This is a genomic window from Streptomyces sp. NBC_01016 (genome assembly GCF_026341035.1).
In the GTDB taxonomy this organism is placed as follows: Bacteria; Actinomycetota; Actinomycetes; order Streptomycetales; family Streptomycetaceae; genus Streptomyces.
Map to the genome: position 1 here is coordinate 3,736,839 of NZ_JAPEOQ010000002.1, position 21,862 is coordinate 3,758,700.

Below are 21,862 nucleotides of genomic sequence, written 5' to 3' on the forward strand. Positions count from 1 at the left end.
CTTGTGTGGTGTCACGGCGGGTTTCCCTGCGGGGGCCTGGGTTACCCGGAAGGCCTGGCACAAACCACACCCCCGGGAGGGCGTCATGCCCGAGTACGGCTACTTTCTGGCATCGGAGGAATTCGGGCCGCGCGAGCTCGTCGAACAGGCCCGGATGGCGGAACAGGCGGGCTTCGACTGCCTGTGGATCTCCGACCACTACCACCCGTGGAACGACGCCCAGGGCCAGAGCCCCTTCGTGTGGAACGTGATCGGCGCCCTCGCGGAGGCCGTGTCGCTGCCCGTGGAGACCGCGGTCACCTGCCCCACCGTCCGTATCCACCCCGCCGTCCTCGCCCAGGCCGTCGCCACCAGCGCGGTGCAGTTGGAGGGCCGTTTCCGGTTCGGTGTCGGCACCGGGGAGGCGCTCAACGAGCACATCCTCGGCGGGCCCTGGCCCTCCGCGCACGTGCGCATGGAGATGCTCGAAGAGGCCATCTCGGTCATCCGCAGGCTCCTCGACGGCGGCGAGGTCACCCATCGTGGCGAGCACTACACCGTGGAGAACGCCCGCATCTACACGCTGCCCGAAGGCCCCGTGCCCATCGACATCTCCGGCTTCGGCCCGCAGGCCACCGCGCTCGCCGCCCGCGTAGGCGACGGCTACATCACCATGAGCCCCGACGAGGAGCTGGTCACCCAGTTCCGTAAGGGCGGAGGCGGTGCGAAGCCCGTCGCCGGTGGCCTCAAGGTCTGCTACGGGATCGACCGGGCGGAGGCCGTGCGCCGCGTGCACGGGCTGTGGGCCAACCAGTTGCTACCCGGCGAACTCGGCCAAGTGCTGCCCACGCCCCGCCACTTCGAGCAGGCGGAGAGCCTCGTCACCGAGCAGATGGTCGACGGCGCGCTGCCCTGCGGCCCCGACGTCGACGAGCACGTGGGCGCCCTCGACGCCTTCGCCCGGGCCGGCTTCGACCGTGTCTACGTCAACCAGATCGGCCCGGACCAGCAGGAGTTCTTCGACTTCTACCGGACGAAGGTGCTGCCGCAGCTCAAGAACGACACACCCATCGGTGCGACCAGCGGCTCGGCAGGGTGAGGCACGGCAGACGACGATGATGACCGACACCCCGAAGTCCCCGAGCACCTGCCTGCCCGTCGAACGCCTCGACGTCAGCGCCTACACGGTGCCCACCGACGCCCCCGAAGCCGATGCCACCCTCGCCTGGGACACCACGACGATCGTCTTCGTCGAGGCCAGGGCCGGCGGTCTCACCGGCATCGGCTGGACCTATGCGCCACCGGCCGCCGCCGATGTCGTCCGCGACCAACTCGCCGGGCTCGTCGAGGGACGCGACGCCTTCGACATCCCCGCCGCCCACGTGGCGCAGTGCCAGGGCGTCCGCAACGCGGGCAGGCCCGGCATCGCGTCCTGCGCGATCTCCGCCGTCGACCTCGCCCTGTGGGACCTCAAGGCCCGCCTCATGGACCTCCCGCTCGTCCGCCTCCTCGGCGCGGCACGGGACACCGTCCCCGTCTACGGCAGCGGCGGCTTCACCACGTACCACGACAGCCACCTGGCCGCCCAACTCGGCGGCTGGGTGCACGGCCAGCACATCCCCCAGGTCAAGATAAAGATCGGCGAGGCCTGCGGCCGGTCGGTGCCCCGCGACCTCCAAAGGGTCCGCAGTGCCCGCAAAGTCATCGGCGGGGACGCCGAGTTGTACGTCGACGCGGCCGGCGGCTACAACCGCAAGCAGGCGATCCGCGTCGGCGAGGCGCTCGTCCCCCACGGCGTCGGCTGGTTCGAGGAACCCGTCTCCTCCGACGACCTCACAGGACTCCGCCTCGTCCGCGACGCCCTCGTCTGCGACGTCACCGCCGGCGAATACGGCTACGACCTCCCGTACTTCGCCCGCATGATCGCCGCGGGCGCCGTCGACTGCCTCCAGGTCGACGTGACCCGCTGCGGAGGCATCACCGAATTCCTCCGCGCCGCCTCCCTCGCCCACGCCCACGGCCTGGAGATCTCGGCCCACGGCGCCCCGCACGCCCACGCGGACGTGGCGGCAGCGGTCCCGAACCTCCGCCACGTCGAGTGGTTCCACGACCACGTCCGGATCGAGTCGATGTTCTTCGCGGGCGTCCTGGACCCCTCGGGCGGAACGGTCCGCCCGGGCCAGAACGGCCCGGGCAACGGCCTGATCCTGCGAAGCGAGGAGGTGGAGGAGTACCGGGTGGCTTGAGCACTTCAAGCCCCCGGTGACCGGTTTGACGCTCCCCGATCCGGCTACCCGCCCCCAAGCCGTACGTCCCCTGGAAAGGAGCCGGGCCGGTGACCTCCCTGGCGAAGCATCCACACCCATACGCCGAGGACTCCCCGGGCGCCGACCGTGCCCTGATGACCGAACCACCCAAGGACGACCTCGTCCGCTTCCTCGAGGACCGCTTCGCCTGCGCGCAGTCGTGCACGGAGTGCGCCCGCGCCTGCGCCCTGCTGGTCAGCTCCACCGACCTGGGCCCCGCCGCCCCGCACGTGCACGGCCCCGTGCGCCCGGTCCCGGACGAGGGCCCGGAGAAGGCCGACGCACCGCACGGCCTGCGGCGCGCGCTGCTCCTCAGCGTCGAGGTGTGCGACGCGACCTGCCGACTGCTGTCGGAGGAGGCACACCAGGACGAGTACGGGATCCGGCTCCAGGTCGAGTGGTGCCGGGCCGTCGCCCTGGAGTGCGCGCACGTCTGCGACCGCACGCGCGACGCGGCCGACTGCGCCGAACAGTGCCGGGCCTGCGCGCGGGCATGCACGGACTTCCTCGCGACCCTCGGCTGACGTCCCATCAGTTCCCGCGGTCCACGGCATTCCCTATTTCTGGAACGCGTTCTACTGTGTGCGCCGTCAGGCTGGCGCAAGCCGGCTCCCGGACCACGCAGTCGAACGCCAGGAGGGGCCGTGCACCTCGAATACACGCCTGAGCAGCAGCAGTTGCGCACCGAGCTGCGTGCCTACTTCGCCGAGCTCGTACCCGAGAACGCGTACGCGCGCTACGAGGACCCGGCCGCGCAGAAGCGGTTCTACCGGGAGACGGTGCGCAGGCTCGGCAGCGACGGATGGCTCGGCGTGGGCTGGCCGAAGGAGTACGGCGGCCGTGGCCTGTCCCCGATGGAACAGTTCATCTTCTTCGACGAGGCGGCGCAGGCGGGCGTGCCGCTGCCGCTGATGGCGCTGAACACCGTCGGTCCGACGATCATGCAGTTCGGGACCGACGAGCAGAAGGATTTCTTCCTCCCGAAGATCCTCTCCGGCGAGCTCGACTTCGCGATCGGCTACAGCGAGCCGGACGCGGGCACCGACCTGGCGGCGCTGAAGACCCGTGCGGTCAGGGACGGCGATGACTATGTCGTCAACGGCCAGAAGATCTGGACGACGAACGGCGACACGGCCGACTGGGTCTGGCTCGCCGTCCGCACCGACCCGGACGCGCCCTCGCACAAGGGCATCACCATGCTCCTCGTCCCGACGAGCGACCCCGGCTACTCCTGCACCGTCATCAACACCCTCGCCTCGCACGACACCACGGCCAGCTACTACGAGAACATCCGCGTCCCGGTCTCCCGCCGGGTGGGCGAGGAGAACAAGGGCTGGCGGCTGATCACCAACCAGCTCAACCACGAACGCGTCACGCTGGCCGCCCACGGCACCATGGCGATCCGCGCCCTGCACGACGTGCAGCGCTGGGCCATGGAGACGAAACTCGCCGACGGCCGCCGCGTCATCGACCTCGGCTGGGTCAGGAAGCGCCTCGCCCAGACCCACACCAAGCTCGACGCGATGAAGCTCCTCAACTGGCAGATGGTGAACGCCGTTCAGCAGGGCACCCTCCTCCCGCAGGACGCCTCCGCCGTCAAGGTCTACGGCTCCGAGGCCCGCAGGGACGCGTACGCCTGGCTGATGGAGGTGGTGGGCGCGGCGGGCGCGCTCAAGGAGGGCAGCGCGGGCACCGTCCTGCACGGGGAGCTGGAACGCGGCTACCGGTCGGCGGTCATCTTCACGTTCGGCGGCGGGAACAACGAGATCCAGCGGGAGATCATCTCGTGGATCGGTCTCGGGATGCCGAGGGTGCGGCGCTGACCGGATCGTCCAGGGCGATCCGGGCGAGAACGGGAAGGTGGTCACTGCCGGTCGCGGGCAGGGTGCGGATGGGGCCGACGTTCGCCGAGCGGGCCATGATCTGGTCGATCCGGGCGACGGGGAACGCGGCGGGGTAGCTGAAGGCGAACCCACGATCCGGCACGTCCAGTTGTGAGGTCAGCGGGGCGAGGCCGCGGTCGTCCACCGTTCCGTTGAAGTCGCCGACGACGAGGACCGTGTCCGTCTTCTCGGCGGAGACCTCCGCACCGAGCCGGCGGGCGCTCTCGTCCCGCCACGCCGACTCCAGGCCGCCGACATCGAGCCGTACCGAGGGCAGATGGGCGACGTACACGGCGATGTCGCGCTGCGGGGCCTCGACGACCGCGCGCAGGCCGCGGTTCCACGGCTCCGTGATCCCGGCGGGCTTGATGTCCGCGGCCCGGACGCCGGTGAGCGGGTACCTCGACCAGAGGCCGACGGTGCCGACCACCGCGTGGTGCGGATGGCTCGCGGCGAGACCGCGCTCGTACACCGCGCGGGCCTTCGGCAGCAGCTCTTCCAGGGCGATGAGGTCGGGGGACGGCCCGGACAGCGAGCGCGGCGTGCCCTGCGGGTCGGTGTTCTCGTCACTGACGTTGTGCTGCACGACGACGAGGTCGTGCCCGTCGGACCGGGGCTCGGGCAGCAGTACGCCGCATTGGTGGGCCCAGACCGCCGTCGGCAGCAGTGCGGCCAGCATCGCGAGCGGCGCTCGGCGCAGCAGCCCCAGGCCGAAGAGGACGACCAGGACCACCCAGGACCACGGCAGGAACGACTCCACCAGGCTCCCCAGACGCCCCGGCGTGTTCGGGATCTGCCGGTGGAAGAGGAGGACGAGCGCCGTCAGGACGGCGAACGCCGCGAGCACCCGGCCGCGACGCCACCGCGGGCGTCTGTCGCCCCCACCGTCCGTGGATGCCGTCGCCCCGTCGCCCCGCTCGCTCATGTCTCCCCGCCCGCTCGCCCGTTGTCCGCCCCCTGATCGTCAGGACGAGTCCGCCGTTGATCGGGTTCCGGCCCGTCCCATGTGCGTACGCTGCGAACAGGAGGTGCTGTGCGACATGAGCGAAGCGGACCCCGGGCTCTTCGGCCCCGACTCGGTGACCTGGCAGCTGCACGCCGACCCCATGATGTGGATCGCGGGCGTGCGCGCCCTGTACTTCCAGGCGCTGCACCCGCGCGCCGTGCGCGGCGTCATGCAGAACTCCGACTTCCGGCGCGACGCCTGGGGACGGCTGATGCGGACCGCGGGCTTCGTCGGCACGACGACGTACGGGACGAGCGAGGCCGCCGAGAAGGCCGGCGCGCGCGTGCGGCGGATCCACAGCCACCTGGGGGTGACCGACCCGGACACGGGGGAGCGCTACGGCGTCGACGAACCCGAGTTGCTGCTGTGGGTGCACTGCGCCGAGATCGACTCCTATCTGCACGTCGCGCGCCGCTCCGGCTTCCGCCTCACCGAGGCGCAGGCCGACCGGTACGTAGCCGAGCACCGGACCAGCGCCCGGCTCGTCGGCCTCGACTCGGAGAAGGTTCCGGGCAGCCAGGCGGAGTTGGCGGCGTACTTCGAGTCCGTACGCCCTGAGCTGGCCGCCGGGCCCGAGGCGCGCGACGTCGACGCCTTTCTGCAGCGGCCGCCCACCCACCTGTTGCTGATCCCCGCGCGCGAAGTCCTCTGGCGGCGCGTGGCCGGCCTCGCGTACGCCTCCCTGCCGCCGTACGCCCATGAGTTGTACGGCAGACGAGCCCCCGATCCGGGCGCCGTCACGCGCCGAATGCGCGCCACGGGCACCGCGCTGCGCCTGATTCCCGCCCGTGTGCGATGGCAACTGCCGCCGAAACACATCCTGCGGGCCATGGGGAGACTCGGTGTGGACGCCCGCCCTGCCCCGTACAAAGTCGACAGAGGGGAAGCCATACTGGACGGGCCGGGGAGGGCGTAGCGACGCGACGGGGGCGACGGCGGGAGATGCCAGGGGTGGGGGAGACGCGGGACGTCAGGCTGATCCACGGGCGGTATCAGCTGCTCGACCTGATCGGCAGAGGCGGCATGGGCGAGGTCTGGCGGGCGCGCGACGAGGCGCTCGGCCGGCACGTCGCCGTGAAGTGCCTCAAGCCGCTCGGACCCGAGCGCGACCAGAGCTTCACCCGCATCCTGCGGGAGCGCTTCCGCAGGGAGGCGCGGGTCGCCGCCGCGCTCCAGCACCGGGGCATCACGGTCGTGCACGACTTCGGCGAGTACGAGGGCATTCTCTATCTCGTCATGGAGCTGCTCGACGGGAAGAACTTGAGCCAGCTCCTCGACGACAATCGGCACCTCCCCCTGCCCGTGGGCGAGATCGTCGACATGGCCGAACAGGTCGCCTCCGCCCTCGCCTACACCCATGAACAGGGCGTCGTGCACCGCGATCTGAAGCCCGCGAACATCATGCGGCTCGGCGACGGCACCGCAAAGATCTGCGACTTCGGCATCGCCCGGCTCGGCCACGACATCGGGTTCACCGCACGCCTCACCGGCACCGGCGTCGCCATGGGGACCCCGCACTACATGTCGCCCGAACAGATCGGCGGCGACCAGGTCGACGAGCGCAGCGACCTGTACTCGCTGGGATGTGTGCTCTACGAAGTGGCCACGGGCGCACCGCCGTTCGACCTCGAGGACGCGTGGTCCGTGCTCGTCGGGCACCGCGACACCGAGCCCGCGGCGCCGCGCGGGCACCGGCCCGAGCTGCCCGGCTATCTCGACCGGATCATCCTGGACCTGCTCGCCAAGGACCCCGAGGAACGGCCGCGTGACGCCCGGGAGTTGGAGCGCCGGATCACGCAAGGCGCGCGGCCCGGACCCGGAACGTACGTGCCGACGGTGCGGGCGCCACAGATCGAGCCGCGCACGGACCCGCCCGTACGTGAACAGCCGCAACTGCCGCAACAGCCCGTACGGGAGCAGCCCGGGCAGCCCCGCGAGCCCCGGCTGCCCTCCTGGACCCGCGGCATGACCACAGGACACAAGGCCACCGCGGGCCCCGGCCCGCGCGTCACACCCCCGGACACCGCGGCCGGGCTCTCCGGAGAGTGGATCCCGCGTGACGGCGACCACACGCCCGCCGCGCCGGAGGTGGTCCAACGCCCCACACCCGCCCCGGAACTGCTCGCCACCCTCGCCTCCCGGCACAACGCGGGGCTCAGCCTCGGCCGGCTCGAGCGCTGGGCCGAGGCGGGCGAGGTGCACCGCTCGGTCGCCGCCGAGCGGGAGCACGCCCTCGGGCCCGACCACCCCGACACCCTCGCCAGCCGGTACGAGGTCGCCTTCACCCTCAGCCGCACCGGGCGGGCCGCCGACGCGCTGCGCGAGTACCGGGGCGTCGTCGAGGGACGCGAGCGGGTGCTGGGACCCGAGCACCCCGACACGCTCGGGGCGCGCCAGGAAGTCGCGTACGTCCTGGGGAAGTTGGGGCGGCACTTCGAGGCGCATCAGGTGTACAGCACCGTCCTCGGCGCCCGTGAGCGGGCCATGGGGCCCGAGCACCCGGACACGCTGCGCTGCCGCCACAACCTCGCCTTCAACCTCAGCAGGCTCGGCCGCCTCGAGGACTCGTACCGGATGGCGGAGGAGGTGGCGGACGCGCGCGGCCGCGTGCTCGGCGCCGACCACCCCGACACGCTCGTCACACGCTGCGAGGTCGGCTACGCGCTGGGGCAGTTGGGGCGGTGGAGCGAGGCCCTCGGGACGTATCAGGAGGTCGCCCGGGCCAGGGCGCGGGCCCTCGGCGACGACCACGCGGACACCCTCTCCGTCCGCTACGAAGTGGGCATCAGCCTCGGCCGGCTCGGCCGCAGCGCCGAGGCCCTGACGCTCTACCGCGACCTGATCGACGACCGTACGCGGGTCAGCGGGCCGCAGCACCCCGAGACGCTGCGCGCCCGGCACGGGCTCGGGGTGAACCTCGGGCGGCTGGCCCGCTGGGAGGAGGCCCTGTCGGAGGCCCGCGACGTGTGCGCGATCCGCGGGCGCGTGCTCGGCGCCGACCATCCGGACACGCTCGTCAGCCGCCGCGAGGTCGCCGTCGGCCTGGGCTGGCTCGGACGCTGGCAGGACGCCCTCGGGGAGTACCGCGCGGTGTCCACCGCCCGTGAGCGCGTCCTCGGCGAGGCCCACGCCAGCACCCTCGCCAGCCGCAACGACGAGGCCCACTGCCTGGAGCAGCTCGGCCGCACGGCGGACGCGGTCGCCCTGTACCGAAGGGTGGCGGTGCTGCGCCAAGAAGGTGCGCCGCGCGCGTGACCGTGGGCCCGCCCTCTGGTCCACCGCGCGCGGCCCGTGTTACCAAGGGCCATGCCCGCACATGATCTCCGCGCCCGCTACGACACGGTCGTCGTCGGCGGCGGCCACAACGGCCTGGTGGCCGCCGCCTATCTGGCCCGCGCAGGACAGTCCGTCGCCGTCGTCGAACGCCTCGGCACCACCGGCGGGGCCGCCGTCTCCACCCGCCCCTTCGCCGGTGTCGACGCCCGTCTCTCCCGCTACTCGTACCTCGTCAGCCTGCTGCCCAAGAAGATCGTGGCCGACCTGGGGCTGCGCTTCGCGACCGCGACCCGCGACGTCTCCTCGTACACCCCGACCGTCCGGGACGGGCGGCCGACGGGGCTGCTCGTCGGTGGCGGGGAACAGCGGACGCGCGGCGCGTTCCGTGAACTCACGGGCAGTGACCGGGAGTACGAGGCGTGGAACTGCTTCTACGAGACGACCCGGCGCGTCGCCGAGCGGGTCTTCCCGACGCTGACCGAGCCGCTGCCGTCAAGGGACGCGCTGCGCGAGCGGGTCGGTGATGAGGATGCCTGGCGGCTGCTGTTCGAGGACCCCATCGGCGTCGGCATCGAGGAGCACTTCACCGACGACCTGGTGCGTGGCGTCGTCCTCACCGACGCCCTGATCGGTACCTTCGCCGACGCCCACGACGTGTCCCTCGCCCAGAACCGCTGCTTCCTGTACCACGTGATCGGCAACGGCACGGGCGACTGGGACGTCCCCGTCGGCGGCATGGGCGCCCTCACGGACGCGCTCGCCGCCGCGGCCCGCTCGGCCGGCGCCGACCTGGTCACCGGGCACGAGGTGACCCGGATCGAGACGGACGGCGCCGAGGCCGAGGTCACGTACAGGACGGCCGACTCCGAGGGCACCGTCGCCGCCCGCAACGTCCTCGTCAACGCTTCACCGCAGGACCTCGCCCGGCTCACAGGCGACATCCCGCCGGCCCCCGCGGAGGGCGCCCAGCTCAAGGTCAACATGCTGCTGAAGCGGCTGCCGCGCCTCAAGGACACCTCCGTCGACCCGCGTGAGGCGTTCGCCGGAACCTTCCATGTCGCGGAGGGGTACGGCCAGTTGGCCACGGCGCACGCCGAGGCCGCCGCGGGCGCCCTGCCCGGTGCGCCGCCCTCCGAGATCTACTGCCACTCGCTGACCGACCCGACGATCCTCGCCCCGGACCTGGTCGAACGCGGCTACCAGACGCTCACCCTGTTCGGCCTGCACACCCCGGCCCGGCTCTTCGCCGCCGACAACGACACGGCCCGCGCGGACCTCCTGAAGGCCACGCTCGCCCAGCTCGACACCCACCTCGCCGAACCGATCGAGGACTGCCTGGCCGAGGACGCGGACGGCCGGCCGTGCATCGAGGCGAAGACCCCGCTCGACCTGGAGCGGGACCTGCGGCTGCCCGGCGGCAACATCTTCCACCGGGAGCTCTCGTTCCCGTACGCCTCGGAAAACACCGGCCGTTGGGGTGTGGAGACCGGCCACGCGAACGTCCTGCTGTGCGGCGCGGGCGCCGTGCGCGGCGGCGGGGTCAGCGGGATTCCGGGGCACAACGCCGCGATGGCGGTGCTCGGCCACTGACCCCGGCCGCACGCGCGTAGACGCTAGGGCCTGTCGTTTGGATCAGGCCCTAGTCCTGAGACGCCGTCCATCCCTTCGCCTCGATGCGGGACGCGTCCGCCGGGCGCGCGTCGTCGAACGCCACCGCGTCCCCGTCGAGGACGCGGATGCCGTCGACGTACGCGCCACGGCCGACGTACAACTGGTCCGTCGCGTAGCGCCAACGGAGCCGGAGCGGCGCCGCGACGAAGGGGCCCAGGTCGGCGGTGAGGCGGTGCCAGGTGCGGTCGGCGTAGCCGTCGACCGCACCGGACGGGTGGGCGTCGGAGCGGCCCGAGGTGAACGGCAGCGGCTTCCAGTTCTTGCCGCCGTCCGTCGACGTCTCCAGGAACAGGAAGTCGGAGTGCGGCTCCGTGTCCCACCACAGCTCGCAGCCGAGCCGCGCCCTGTCCGAGGCGAGACGCAGATCCGGCAGCGTCAGCGTCGCCGACGTGGCGCTCGCCATGCCGGAGAACCAGGCGGTGCGGCCGTGCTGGGGTCGGACGGCGACCGCGCGCGCCATGTTGTCGCCCGCGGCGACCCGGGGAGCGGAACCGGATCGCCAGCTGCGCACGGGGTGCACGGAGTTGCCGAGCACGATGAGGAACGAGTCGGTCGTCGGGTCGAGCACGAGCGAGGTGCCGGTGAACCCGGTGTGGCCCGCCGTGCGTGGCGTCGCCATCGCGCCCATGTACCAGTGCTGGTAGAGCTCGAAGCCGAGGCCGTGCTCGTCGCCGGGGAAGTCCGTGTTGAAGTTGGTGAACATCAGGTCCACGGACTTCTGGGACAGGATCCTGGCCTTGCCGTAGATCCCGCCGTTGAGCAGCGCCCGGCCGAGCACCGCCATGTCCCAGGCGCAGGAGAAGACGCCCGCGTGGCCCGCGACGCCGCCGAACGCGTACGCGTTCTCGTCGTGCACCTCGCCCCACACCAGGCCCCGGTCCAGGCCCGACCAGGGCGCGCGGGCGTCCTCGGTGGCCGCGACCTTGGGCTTCCAGGAGGCGGGCGGGTTGTAGCGGGTGCGGGTCATGCCGAGCGGCCGCGTGATCCGCTCGGGGAGCAGCACGTCCAAGGGCTTGCCGGTGAGCTTCTCGACGACGAGCTGCAGCGTGATGAGGTTGAGGTCCGAATACAGGTACGTCGTGCCCGCCGGGTTGAGCAGCGCCTCCTTCCACAGGAGGGCGAGCTGCGCGTCGTGCTCCGACTCCTTGTAGAAGGCGATGTCGGGCCGGAACCCGGAGGTGTGAGTGAGGAGTTGGCGGATCGTGACGTCCTGTTTTCCGCCGCCGGTGAACTCGGGCAGGTACGTGACGACCTTCGCCTCGAGTTCCAGCGCGCCGCGCTCCAACTCCTGCACCGCGAGGATGGAGGTGAACAGCTTGGAGATCGAGGCGAGGTCGAAGACGGTGTCGTCGGCCATGTCGATCTGCTGGTCCGCGGGGAACTCGATCCCCGTGTCCGTCTTGTCGTCGTAGTGGGAGTAGCGCACGGCCTTGCCGATCGGCTGGTGCAGTGCGACCGTGCCGCCGCGGCCCGCGAGCAGCACCGCGCCGGCGTACCAGGGGTGTTTGGGGCCGCCGGGGAAGGTTCCGAGGAACTTCTCGGCGTCGGCGACGAGTTGGCGCAGATGGCCCGCGAGCAGGCCCGCGCGCTCGGGCGAGCCGCGCCGCAGGGTCGGTCGGCCCGCCGAGGCCTCGGCGGCGGCCGCGGCGGGGCCCGCGGGGAACGGGGTGAGGGCCAGGGCGCCGCCCAGCGCGAGGCCGGCCGCGCCGAACTGGCGCCGGGTCGGGCCGGAGCCCGTGGCGCCTCTGTGTGGTCTGTCCGCTGCTTCGGGTGCTCCGCTCATGAACGAGGCCCTTCTGAAAAATACTTTCGGGATCTTCCGAGTCGGATGAAATTTCTCTGTCAGCGCTGCCTCGTGTCAACACCCTTGCGCCACCCGCGCGTCATGACCGGCCGGTGAAGAATCTGACGCCGCATCAGAAAACCCCTTCCGTCGTCCGCCGCGCTGCGGCATCCTGCGCGCATGCAGACGGAGCTGAGCAAGAAACTGGGGATCGAGCACGCCGTCTTCGGCTTCACGCCGTTCCCTGCGGTGGCCGCGGCCATCAGCAGGGCCGGAGGCTTCGGCGTGCTCGGTGCGGTCCGCTACGCGGCACCCGACGAACTCAAACGCGATCTCGACTGGCTCGACGAGCATGTGGACGGCCGGCCCTACGGCCTCGACGTCGTCATGCCCGCCAAGAAGGTCGAAGGCGTCACCGAGGCCGACATCGAGGCGATGATCCCGCCGGAGCACCGGCAGTTCGTCCAGGAGACCCTCGCCAAGTACGGCGTCCCGGAACTCGCCGAGGGCGAGGCGTCCGGCTGGCGCATCACGGGCTGGATGGAGCAGGTCGCCCGCAGCCAACTCGACGTCGCCTTCGACTACCCGATCAAACTCCTCGCCAACGCACTCGGATCGCCGCCCGCCGACGTCATCGCCCGCGCGCACGAGCACGACGTCCTCGTCGCCGCGCTCGCCGGCAGCGCTCGCCACGCCCGCAAGCACGCGGACGCGGGCATCGACGTCGTCGTCGCGCAGGGCTACGAGGCCGGCGGCCACACCGGTGAGATCGCCTCCATGGTGCTCACCCCGGAGGCCGTGGAGGCCGTCGACCCGCTGCCGGTCCTGGCCGCGGGCGGCATCGGCAGCGGGCAGCAGGTCGCGGCCGCGCTCGCGCTGGGCGCGCAGGGGGTGTGGCTGGGCTCGGTGTGGCTGACGACGACGGAGGCCGACATGCACTCGCCCGCGGTCACCCGCAAGCTGCTCGCCGCGGGCTCCGGCGACACGGTGCGCTCGCGTGCGCTGACCGGGAAGCCCGCGCGCCAGCTGCGCACCGAGTGGACGGACGCGTGGGACGACCCTCAGGGCCCCGGCACCCTGCCGATGCCCCTCCAGGGCCTGCTCGTCGCCGAGGCCGTGTCCCGGATCCAGAAGTACGAGGTGGAGCCGCTGCTCGGCACGCCCGTGGGGCAGATCGTGGGGCGGATGAACGAGGAGCGCAGCGTCCAGGCGGTCTTCGACGACCTGACGCGCGGCTTCGAGAAGGCGATCGACCGCATCAACAAGATCGCAGGACGGTGAGTGACCAGCATGAGCACACCCCCCAACAGCACACCTTCCAACAGCACACCGGCCAACGGCTTCTGGGCGCAGGCCGCCGCCGATCCCGACCGCACGATCCTGATCGCCCCTGACGGTGAACCGTGGACGGCGGGACGCCTGCACGCCGCGTCCAACAAGATGGTCCACGGCCTGCGCGCGGCGGGCCTGGAGCGGGGCGACGCGTTCGCCGTCGTGCTCCCCAACAGCGTCGAATTCTTCATCGCGTACCTCGCCGCCTCACAGGCCGGCTTCTATCTCGTGCCGGTCAACCACCACCTCGTGGGGCCGGAGATCGCCTGGATCGTCTCCGACTCGGGCGCCAAGGTGCTGATCGCGCACGAGCGGTTCGCCGACGCGGCGAGGTCCGCCGCCGACGAGGCGGGCCTGCCCGACAGCCACCGGTACGCGGTCGGGGACGTCGCGAGCTTCCGCCCGTACGCCGAACTCCTCGACGGGCAGAGCGAGTCGGCGCCCGAGGAGCGCACGCTCGGCTGGGTCATGAACTACACGTCCGGGACGACGGGCCGCCCCCGCGGCATCCGCCGCCCGCTGTCCGGAAAACTCCCCGAGGAGTCGTACCTCGGCGGGTTCCTCGGCATCTTCGGCGTCAAGCCGTACGACGACAACGTCCACCTGGTCTGCTCGCCGCTCTACCACACGGCGGTCCTCCAGTTCGCGGGAGCGTCCCTGCACATCGGGCACACGCTCGTCCTGATGGACAAGTGGACGCCCGAGGAGATGCTCCGCCTCATCGACACCCACAAGTGCACGCACACGCACATGGTGCCGACCCAGTTCCACCGGCTGCTCGCGCTCCCGCAGGAGGTCAAGGACCGCTACGACGTCACGTCCATGCGGCACGCGATCCACGGCGCCGCGCCGTGCCCCGACCACGTCAAACGCGCCATGATCGACTGGTGGGGGATGTGCGTCGAGGAGTACTACGCGGCGAGTGAGGGCGGCGGTGCGTTCGCGACGGCCGAGGACTGGCTGAAGAAGCCGGGAACCGTCGGAAAGCCCTGGCCCATCAGCGAGTTGGCGATCTATGACGACGACGGCAGCAAGCTGCCGGCCGGTGAACTCGGCACCGTCTACCTCAAGATGAACACCGGCGGATTCTCGTATCACAAGGACGAGGGCAAGACGAAGAAGAACCGCATCGGCGACTTCTTCACCGTCGGTGACCTCGGGGTGATCGACGAGGACGGCTATCTCTTCCTGCGGGACCGCAAGATCGACATGATCATCTCGGGCGGGGTCAACATCTACCCCGCCGAGATCGAGTCCGCGCTCCTGACACACCCCGCCGTCGCCGACGCGGCTGCCTTCGGTATCCCGCACGACGACTGGGGCGAGGAGGTCAAGGCGGTCGTCGAGGTCGCGGAGGGCCGAACCGCCGGTGACGCGCTCGCGGCCGAGATCCTCGCCCACTGCGAGACCCAACTCGCGGGCTACAAGCGGCCCAAGAGCGTCGACTTCATCGAGACGATGCCCCGCGACCCCAACGGCAAGCTCTACAAGCGGCGCCTGCGGGACCCGTACTGGGAGGGACGGACCAGGGCGGTCTGAGACCGCCCTGGTCCTGGGGGGCGTCCGTCAGTCGCGCACCCGCACCACCTTCAGTGCGGGCGACCTGAGGATGTCCTTCTCGCAGAAGCGCTCCGTGACCCACTTCTTCTTTGAGAAGAGGTGGGTCTGGTCGCTGTAGTGCGGCGAGTTCGGGTTCGACGACTGGGAGTACGTGAGGAGGGTGCGCGCCACCGGGCAGCGCCCGCCGTCCCAGCCGACCGCCTGGATGTAGCTCGACCCGGTCGTGACGTCGGTGTAGCCGCCGCCCGCGGCGTTCCACACCGGCTCGACCTTGTTCCACACGCCGAGCGACTCCGTGCCGCCGTGCACCGGGATGCGCTCGCCGCCGCGTGTCACGAACTGGTGGTCGCCGAGCTTGGCGTCCAACGGGATTCTCGCGGCCTTGAGTTCGGCCACCGCGTCGGCGAGCGCCGTGGCGAAGCCGGGCGCCTGCGTGTTCAGTGTGTTCGGCGTACGCACCGGATCCGCCGCGGAGAACGGCACCTTCCACAGCTGGGCCGCGGGTACCGCCGCCGTCAGCTTCCGCCAGAACCGGTCGAAGAGCAGGGCGCCCCGGCTGTCGGTGTTCATGGTGCGGTCCCACGCGCCGATCACGTCACAGGCCTGAGAGACGTCAACCGGCTTGCCGTCGCTGCCCGTTGCCGAGTCGCCGGGCAGGGCCGCGCACGCCTTCGCGGTGTCGGCGGCCGTCGGATCGGCGGCGGGCACCCGGTCGGCGAACTGCTGCCGCTGCAGATCCGCGACCGTCAGACCGCCCTTGTCCGCCATCCCCGCGACGTCCTCGACGGCGCCGCGCGTCCGCATCGAACGCTGCGTTCCGACGTTCCCGAAGACCCGCTCGTAGCCGGTGATCGGGTGGTCCGCATTGGCGAGCCAGGCGCTGTCGTTGGAGTTCTCCGCGTACGGGGCGTCCTTGAGGACCGGCATCTTCGACGGGCCGAAGATGCCCGGCTGCACGGCGTCCTTGTCCCTGCCCAGCCCACAGTCGCTCTTCGAACCATCGAGGATGGCAACACCCGAGGCCGGATACGTCGACTTGCCGAGCGGCGTCGAACAGCGGCCCGCCAGCTCGTCGGTGATCCTCGGCAGCACCTGCGACTGCGTGAACAGCGAGTGGCCCGAGGAGTCCGCGGCGATCGTGTTCACCCACGGCAGGCCCTGTGTGCGGCGCAGCGACGTGCGGATGTCGGCGGTCGAGCGGGCCTTGCTGAAGCCGAGCGCGGTGTCGGAGGCGCGCAGGTTGACCGCGTTCGGGTCGTTCAGGGCGTAGGCCGTCGTCGCGGTCCAGGGGAGCGGGAGCTGGGCGCCGAGGTTCGTGACGACGGGGCCGTAGCGGGTCCACCACTGGGTGCGGGTCACGTCGTCGCCGCCCTTGACGGGCACGCTCACGGACCGCTTCGTCATCCTCTCCTTCTTGCCGTCGACCACGTACGTCGTCGGGTCTGAGGGGTCGAGGGTGAGCTGGTGGAGGTTGAGCGTGACGCCCGTCGCGACCGTGTGGCTCCACGCGATGTTCGCGTTGTGCCCGATGGAGATCCCGGTCGTGCCGAGCAACGAGCCGCCCATGACGTTGAGTTCGCCCGGGATCGTCTGCTGCGACTGCCAGAAGCGGCGGCCGCCCTGCCACGGGTAGTGCGGGTTGCCGAGCAGCAGGCCCCGCTTGTTCGCCGTCGCCGCGCCGCTGAACGCGACCGCGTTCGAGCCCATGTCGGAGTCGTCCTGCGCGAACAACTCGCGGGCGGCGCGGGCGGTATCGGCCTTGTCCGGCCCGGTCCGCGCGGCACCGGAGGTCGGCGGCTGCGCGGCCGTGATGCCCTCGATCGCGCGCCCCTGCCCGCCGAGTACCGCGATCGCGAAGCCGCGCGTCGCCACGTCGAGCGAGGTCACCGGCTTCACCCAGTCCGCGCCCTTGCACGCCGGGTCGGTGATCCGGTTCTGCTTCAGCCACGCGTTGTACCCGGCGGCCCAGCCCCGCATCGAGTCCTTCACGTCGCGGCTCGGGCCCGCGGGCGCGGGGACATCGAGCAGCTTCTCCACGGTGTGCGCCTCGCGAACACCCTTGAAGTACAGGTCACTTGAGAGGTTCTTGGTCGCCGACGACAGCGAGCCGTCGGGCGCCGCGTCGGGCCCGAAGACGCGCGAACGCTCGCCGCGCAGCGTCACGAACCCGTCGGCGAGTGTGCACACCTGGTCGGCGGCCTGCGCCCACCCCGTGCCGAAACCGAGGTTCGCGTAGTCCTTGGCGGCGATGTGCGGGATCCCGTACTCGGTGTAGCGGATGGTGGCGGACAGGCCACCGCCGTGCGGATGTGTGTCACGGTCGGCCGCGGCGGACGACACCGAGGCGGTGCCGCTGAGCGCGGTCAACAGGGCGACCCCGAGGGCCGCGAGGCGTCTGTGTCCCGGACGAGTGCGCATCGTGCTCCCAACTGCAGTGCGGGCTGAGGTGGTTGAGCTGCGTGAGAGCGCTGAGCGTACCAACGGGTATGTCCGGTGCGGAGAGGTCGGCGGGAGCGGAGCCCGCACGGGAAGTTCGCCCTGAGCCGAGACCGGGCATGTCCGGTACCGGCAGGCTGGCCATGACCGGTACCGGCAGGCCGGCGATGAGGGCCGCTGACACCGAGGCGAGCAGGCACCCGGGGTCAGCGGCGAAGGGGATCAGCGGGCGAGGTGGAACCCGCTGCCTCACTCCTCCCTTCGCTCCGAACGGCCGGATCGGATGCACCGCCTCGGTCGTCGACCCGCGGCATCCGCCGCCTTGACCCCGCGCCCGTCACCACACAGGATCACGCCATGACGAGGTCACCTTTCCCCAAGCTCTCGGCTCCGCTCGAGCAGGGGAGGCCCCATTCCGAGGCCGCCAGCAGCACCGTCGACGGAGTCCTGCGCCGCAGCGCGCGCCGCACCCCGGAGCGCGTCGCCCTGCGCTACGGGCCGCGCTCATGGACGTACGGGGAGCTGGACGACGCCGTGTCCCGCGCGGCCGGGGTCCTGCGCGGCGAGGGCCTCGCGCCGGGCGACCGGGTCGGCGCCTACGGGCACAACTCGGACGCGTACCTGATCGGCTTTCTGGCCTGCACCCGCGCCGGGCTCGTGCACGTCCCGGTCAACCAGAATCTGACCGGCGACGACCTCGCGTACATCGTGCGGCAGTCCGGCGCCTCGCTCGTCCTCGCCGACCCCGGCATCGCGGACCGGCTCCCCGGCGACGTACCGGTGCTGCCGCTGCGCGACGCGGACGAGGCACTGCTCACGCGGCTCGCGGCTAGCGCGCCGTACGACGGAGAGTCTCCGGGCGCCGACGACCTGGCGCAGCTCCTCTACACGTCCGGGACCACCGCACTGCCCAAGGGCGCCCGGATGACGCACCGCGCGCTCGTCCACGAGTACGTGAGCGCCATCCACGCGCTCGACCTCAAGGAGACGGACCGGCCGGTGCACGCGCTGCCGCTGTACCACTCGGCGCAGATGCACGTGTTCCTGCTGCCGTACCTGGCGGTGGGCGCCACCAACACGATCCTCGACGCGCCGGCCGCCGACCGGGTCTTTGACCTCGTGGAGGCGGGGGACGCGGACAGCCTGTTCGCGCCGCCGACGGTGTGGATCGGGCTCTCCCAGCACCCCGAGTTCGCCGCCCGCGACCTGAGCGGGCTGCGCAAGGCGTACTACGGAGCCTCGATCATGCCGGTCCCGGTGCTCGAACGGCTGCGGGCCCGGCTGCCGGGACTCGCCTTCTACAACTGCTTCGGGCAGAGCGAGATCGGTCCGCTCGCCACCGTCCTCGGGCCCGACGAGCACGAGGGGCGGATGGACTCGTGCGGGCGTCCGGTGCTGTTTGTCGAGGCGAAGGTCGTCGACGACGAGGGCAAGGACGTGCCCGACGGCACGCCCGGCGAGGTCGTCTACCGCTCCCCGCAACTGTGCGACGGCTACTGGGACAAGCCGGAGGAGACCGAACAGGCCTTCCGGGACGGCTGGTTCAGGTCCGGAGACCTCGCGGTGCGCGACAGCGAGGGCTACTTCACCGTCGTCGACCGGGTGAAGGACGTCATCAACTCCGGCGGCGTGCTCGTCGCCTCACGCCAGGTCGAGGACGCCCTCTACACCCACCCGGCCGTCGCAGAGACCGCCGTCGTCGGACTGCCCGACGAGCGCTGGATCGAGGCGGTCACGGCGGTCGTGGTGCGGTCCGCGGACGTCACGGAGGAGGACCTGATCGCCCACGCGCGCGAGCAGCTCGCCCACTTCAAGGCACCCAAGAGGATCGTCTTCGTGGACGAACTCCCACGGAACGCCTCCGGCAAGATCCTCAAGCGGGAGCTGCGGGACCGGTTCGCGTGACGGAGCGGGGGAGTGGCGCAGGCCCGCTCAGGACTTCCGCTCGTCCACGATCCGCCTGATCTTCCCCACTGACCGCTCCAGCGACTCCGGCTCCACGATCTCCACGGCCACCGACACCCCCACCCCGTCCTTCATCCCGGCCGCGATGGCGCGTGCCGCAGCCTCCCGCTCCTGAGACGTCGCGTCGGGCCGGGCCTCGGCGCGCACGGTGAGCGCGTCCATGCGGCCCTCGCGGGTGAGGCGGAGCTGGAAGTGCGGAGCGACGCCGGGCGTGCGCAGCACGATCTCCTCGACCTGCGTGGGGAACAGGTTCACGCCCCGCAGGATCACCATGTCGTCACTGCGCCCGGTGATCTTCTCCATGCGCCGGAACGCCGGCCGCGCCGTCCCCGGCAGCAGCCGCGTCAGGTCCCGCGTCCGGTACCGGACCACCGGCATCGCCTGCTTGGTCAGCGAGGTGAAGACCAGTTCGCCGTGCTCGCCCTCCGGCAGCACCTCACCCGTGATCGGGTCGACGATCTCCGGGTAGAACTGGTCCTCCCAGATGTGCAGCCCGTCCTTGGTCTCCACGGCTTCTTGAGCCACGCCAGGGCCCATGACCTCCGACAGACCGTAGATGTCGACCGCGTCGATCCCCGCCCGCTCCTCGATCTCACGCCGCATCTCCTCGGTCCACGGCTCCGCGCCGAAGATCCCGATCTTCAGAGAGCTGGTGCGCGGATCGACGCCCTGGCGCTCGAACTCGTCGAGGAGCGTGAGCATGTACGAGGGCGTCACCATGATGATCTCGGGCTTCAGGTCCAGGATCAGCCGCACCTGGCGCGACGTCATGCCACCGGACGCCGGAATCACCGTGCACCCGAGCCGCTCCGCCCCGTAGTGCGCGCCGAGACCGCCGGTGAACAGGCCGTACCCGTACGCCACATGGACCTTGTGCCCCGGCCTGCCGCCCGCCGCGCGGATCGCCCGCGCCACCATGTCCGACCACATCGACAGATCGGCCTCGGTGTACCCGACGACCGTGGGCAGCCCCGTCGTGCCGCTCGACGCGTGCAGCCGCCGCACCTCGCTCTGCTCCACGGCGAACATCCCGAAGGGATAGTTGTCCCGCAGGTCCGCCTTGGTCGTGAACGGGAAGCGCCCCAGGTCCGCCAGCGTGCGGCAGTCCTCGGGCCGCACCCCCGCCTTGTCGAACGCCTCCCGGTAGAACGGCACCCGCTCGTACACCCGGTGCAGCGTCGAGCGCAGCCGCTCCAGCTGCAGCGCGCGCAGCTCGTCCGCGCCGAGCCGCTCTCCCTCGTCCCGCCAGTCCGTCGCCATCGACGCCATCGCACGCTCTCCCGAAACTCCCGACCGATCATTCGGTTGCCCTGCTGTCGATCAGTAATTCAAGGAGTGACCGCAGTCGTCAAGACATGCGACGCTCCGGTTCCGGTGTCAGCGGGTGGCCGGGGGCTCCCAGACGTACGGCGTGGTGGTCCCGAGCGCCACGAACCCCAGGCGCTCCAGGATCGGCCGGCTGTACGGCGTCGCGTCCACCTGGACGTACGCGAATCCGCGCTCGGCGGCGATGCGGACGCGGAACGCGACGAGCGAGCGGTAGATCCCGCGACCACGCCACTCGGGCACCGTGCCGCCGCCCCACAGGCTCGCGAAGGCCGTCCCCGGATGCAGCTCCATGCGGGCGGCGCTCACCGGCTCGTCGCCGTGCAGCGCCACGACCGCGGGGACCGTGTCCGGGTCCTGGGCCAGCTGGGTCCGAAGCTGGTGGCCGATGACCGAGCGGCCGGAGTCGAAGGCCAGCTCGTGCACCCGCTCCACCAGCTCGACCTGCTCCTCATCGGTGACCGGGAGCAGCCGGATCCCTTCGGGCGGCGCGGTGTCGACAGGTAGCGCGGCCGTCTCCGCGACGAGCAGCGTCTCCGGCTCCTCCGGTACGAACCCGGCGGCCTTGAGCCGGTCGGGAAGGTCGGAGGGGCGGTCGTGCGCGTACGTCTTCCACTCGAAACTCCGGCCCAACTCGCCGAAGAAGTCGACCTGTTCGGCGATCGCCGCGTCGGCGGAATCCTCGTCGAGGCCCGACCACAGCACCCCGTTCCACCCCGCCGCCGGGCCGACATGGCGCACGACGGCGCCGACGCGCTCGACCCGCGCCCCGGGCTCGTCGGGCCCCGCCTCGCGCCGCATCTGCTGATCGAACAGGTCCCTGACCGTTGCGTGATTCATGCGCGAACTTCAGCACCGGGGCGACGGCCGGGCAACCGAGATAAATCCGACCGTGCCAAGGAACGCCCTTGCTATGGTGCGCCGATGACATCGATCAAGAAGGTCCAGATCACCTTCGACTGCGCGGAGCCCGTGCGGGTCGCCCGTTTCTGGTGCGAGGTACTCGGATACGTCATGCCGCCCGGGGCCGACGAGGACGAGGCGTGGTCCGCCTGCGCCGACCCCCAGGGCGAGGGGCCCCGCTTCTTCTTCCAGCGCGTTCCGGAGGGGAAGGTCGTCAAGAACCGGGTGCACGTCGACGTGCGGGCCGGGGTCGGCCTCGTCGGCGACGAGCGGCTCGCGGTGCTCGAAGCCGAGGCCGAGCGCCTGTACAAGCTCGGCGCGACGCACGTCCTGACGCAGCGCGCCGACGAGGAGAACGAGTCCTGCATCACGCTGCAGGACATCGAGGGCAACGAGTTCTGCCTCGACTGAGCCCCCTTGCGGAGGGGGTGCGGAG

Annotated in this window: 16 protein-coding genes; 11 read left to right on the forward strand and 5 right to left on the reverse strand. The window is 71.4% G+C overall.

Translation table 11 applies throughout. The features are described from left to right. The first annotated feature begins 85 nt into the window (after positions 1-85). From OG746_RS43785 to OG746_RS43800, 4 genes are all read left to right on the forward strand, one after another. Positions 86-1,078: an LLM class F420-dependent oxidoreductase gene (locus OG746_RS43785; RefSeq protein ID WP_266724943.1), complete on the forward strand. Its 993-nt coding sequence runs from the start codon at positions 86-88 to the stop codon at positions 1,076-1,078. Between the two features lie 19 nt (positions 1,079-1,097). Next, positions 1,098-2,225: an enolase C-terminal domain-like protein gene (locus OG746_RS43790; RefSeq protein WP_266724945.1), complete on the forward strand. Its 1,128-nt coding sequence runs from the start codon at positions 1,098-1,100 to the stop codon at positions 2,223-2,225. Between the two features lie 155 nt (positions 2,226-2,380). Then, a complete protein-coding gene (locus OG746_RS43795) occupies positions 2,381-2,809 on the forward strand; it encodes a four-helix bundle copper-binding protein (protein WP_266724947.1) in 429 nt (142 codons plus the stop codon). Positions 2,810-2,929: 120 nt separating this feature from the next. After that, entirely contained in the window at positions 2,930-4,108 is a 1,179-nt protein-coding gene (locus tag OG746_RS43800) for an acyl-CoA dehydrogenase family protein (RefSeq protein WP_266724949.1), read from the forward strand. Here the strand turns inward: OG746_RS43800 and OG746_RS43805 are convergent. After that, positions 4,065-5,093: an endonuclease/exonuclease/phosphatase family protein gene (locus tag OG746_RS43805; protein ID WP_266724950.1), complete on the reverse strand. Its 1,029-nt coding sequence runs from the start codon at positions 5,091-5,093 to the stop codon at positions 4,065-4,067. The two genes, OG746_RS43800 and OG746_RS43805, sit on opposite strands and share 44 nt — an antisense overlap. A gap of 115 nt (positions 5,094-5,208) precedes the next feature. On the opposite strand from OG746_RS43805, the gene OG746_RS43810 reads away from it, so the two are divergent. The 3 genes from OG746_RS43810 to OG746_RS43820 are packed head-to-tail and all read left to right on the forward strand — an operon-like array spanning position 5,209 to position 10,040. Then, positions 5,209-6,090: an oxygenase MpaB family protein gene (locus OG746_RS43810; RefSeq protein WP_266724952.1), complete on the forward strand. Its 882-nt coding sequence runs from the start codon at positions 5,209-5,211 to the stop codon at positions 6,088-6,090. Between the two features lie 26 nt (positions 6,091-6,116). Then, positions 6,117-8,429, forward strand: coding sequence for a serine/threonine-protein kinase (locus OG746_RS43815; RefSeq protein WP_266724954.1), 2,313 nt, complete (start codon positions 6,117-6,119; stop codon positions 8,427-8,429). Between the two features lie 51 nt (positions 8,430-8,480). Continuing rightward, a complete protein-coding gene (locus OG746_RS43820) occupies positions 8,481-10,040 on the forward strand; it encodes a phytoene desaturase family protein (protein WP_266724956.1) in 1,560 nt (519 codons plus the stop codon). A gap of 49 nt (positions 10,041-10,089) precedes the next feature. Here OG746_RS43820 and OG746_RS43825 read toward each other — a convergent pair whose 3' ends face one another. Beyond that, positions 10,090-11,904, reverse strand: coding sequence for a serine hydrolase domain-containing protein (locus OG746_RS43825; RefSeq protein ID WP_266724958.1), 1,815 nt, complete (start codon positions 11,902-11,904; stop codon positions 10,090-10,092). A 180-nt stretch (positions 11,905-12,084) separates the two neighbouring features. Between OG746_RS43825 and OG746_RS43830 the strand changes: the two genes are divergently transcribed. Next, positions 12,085-13,185, forward strand: coding sequence for an NAD(P)H-dependent flavin oxidoreductase (locus OG746_RS43830; protein WP_266724960.1), 1,101 nt, complete (start codon positions 12,085-12,087; stop codon positions 13,183-13,185). Positions 13,186-13,194: 9 nt separating this feature from the next. Further along, the gene (locus OG746_RS43835) at positions 13,195-14,775 is read left to right on the forward strand and encodes an acyl-CoA synthetase (RefSeq protein WP_266724962.1); all 1,581 of its coding nucleotides are present in this window, start codon (positions 13,195-13,197) and stop codon (positions 14,773-14,775) included. A gap of 27 nt (positions 14,776-14,802) precedes the next feature. Here the strand turns inward: OG746_RS43835 and OG746_RS43840 are convergent, their stop codons facing one another. Then, the gene (locus OG746_RS43840; protein ID WP_266724964.1) at positions 14,803-17,214 is read right to left on the reverse strand and encodes a penicillin acylase family protein; all 2,412 of its coding nucleotides are present in this window, start codon (positions 17,212-17,214) and stop codon (positions 14,803-14,805) included. 375 nt (positions 17,215-17,589) lie between these two features. Between OG746_RS43840 and OG746_RS43845 the strand changes: the two genes are divergently transcribed. Further along, positions 17,590-19,137 carry an acyl-CoA synthetase gene (locus OG746_RS43845; protein ID WP_266724966.1) on the forward strand — a complete coding sequence of 516 codons (1,548 nt, stop codon included), beginning with the start codon at positions 17,590-17,592 and terminating at the stop codon, positions 19,135-19,137. Between the two features lie 27 nt (positions 19,138-19,164). On the opposite strand, the gene paaK is transcribed toward OG746_RS43845, so the two are convergent. Next, the gene (paaK, locus tag OG746_RS43850; protein ID WP_266724968.1) at positions 19,165-20,466 is read right to left on the reverse strand and encodes a phenylacetate--CoA ligase PaaK; all 1,302 of its coding nucleotides are present in this window, start codon (positions 20,464-20,466) and stop codon (positions 19,165-19,167) included. 108 nt (positions 20,467-20,574) lie between these two features. Beyond that, positions 20,575-21,363, reverse strand: a complete 789-nt coding sequence (locus OG746_RS43855) for a GNAT family N-acetyltransferase (protein ID WP_266724970.1) — start codon at positions 21,361-21,363, stop codon at positions 20,575-20,577. An 84-nt stretch (positions 21,364-21,447) separates the two neighbouring features. Here OG746_RS43855 and OG746_RS43860 point away from each other — a divergent pair, with 84 nt between their 5' ends. Further along, complete coding sequence (locus OG746_RS43860; RefSeq protein ID WP_266724971.1) at positions 21,448-21,837, forward strand: VOC family protein; 390 nt, start codon at positions 21,448-21,450, stop codon at positions 21,835-21,837. Positions 21,838-21,862 lie beyond the last annotated feature (25 nt).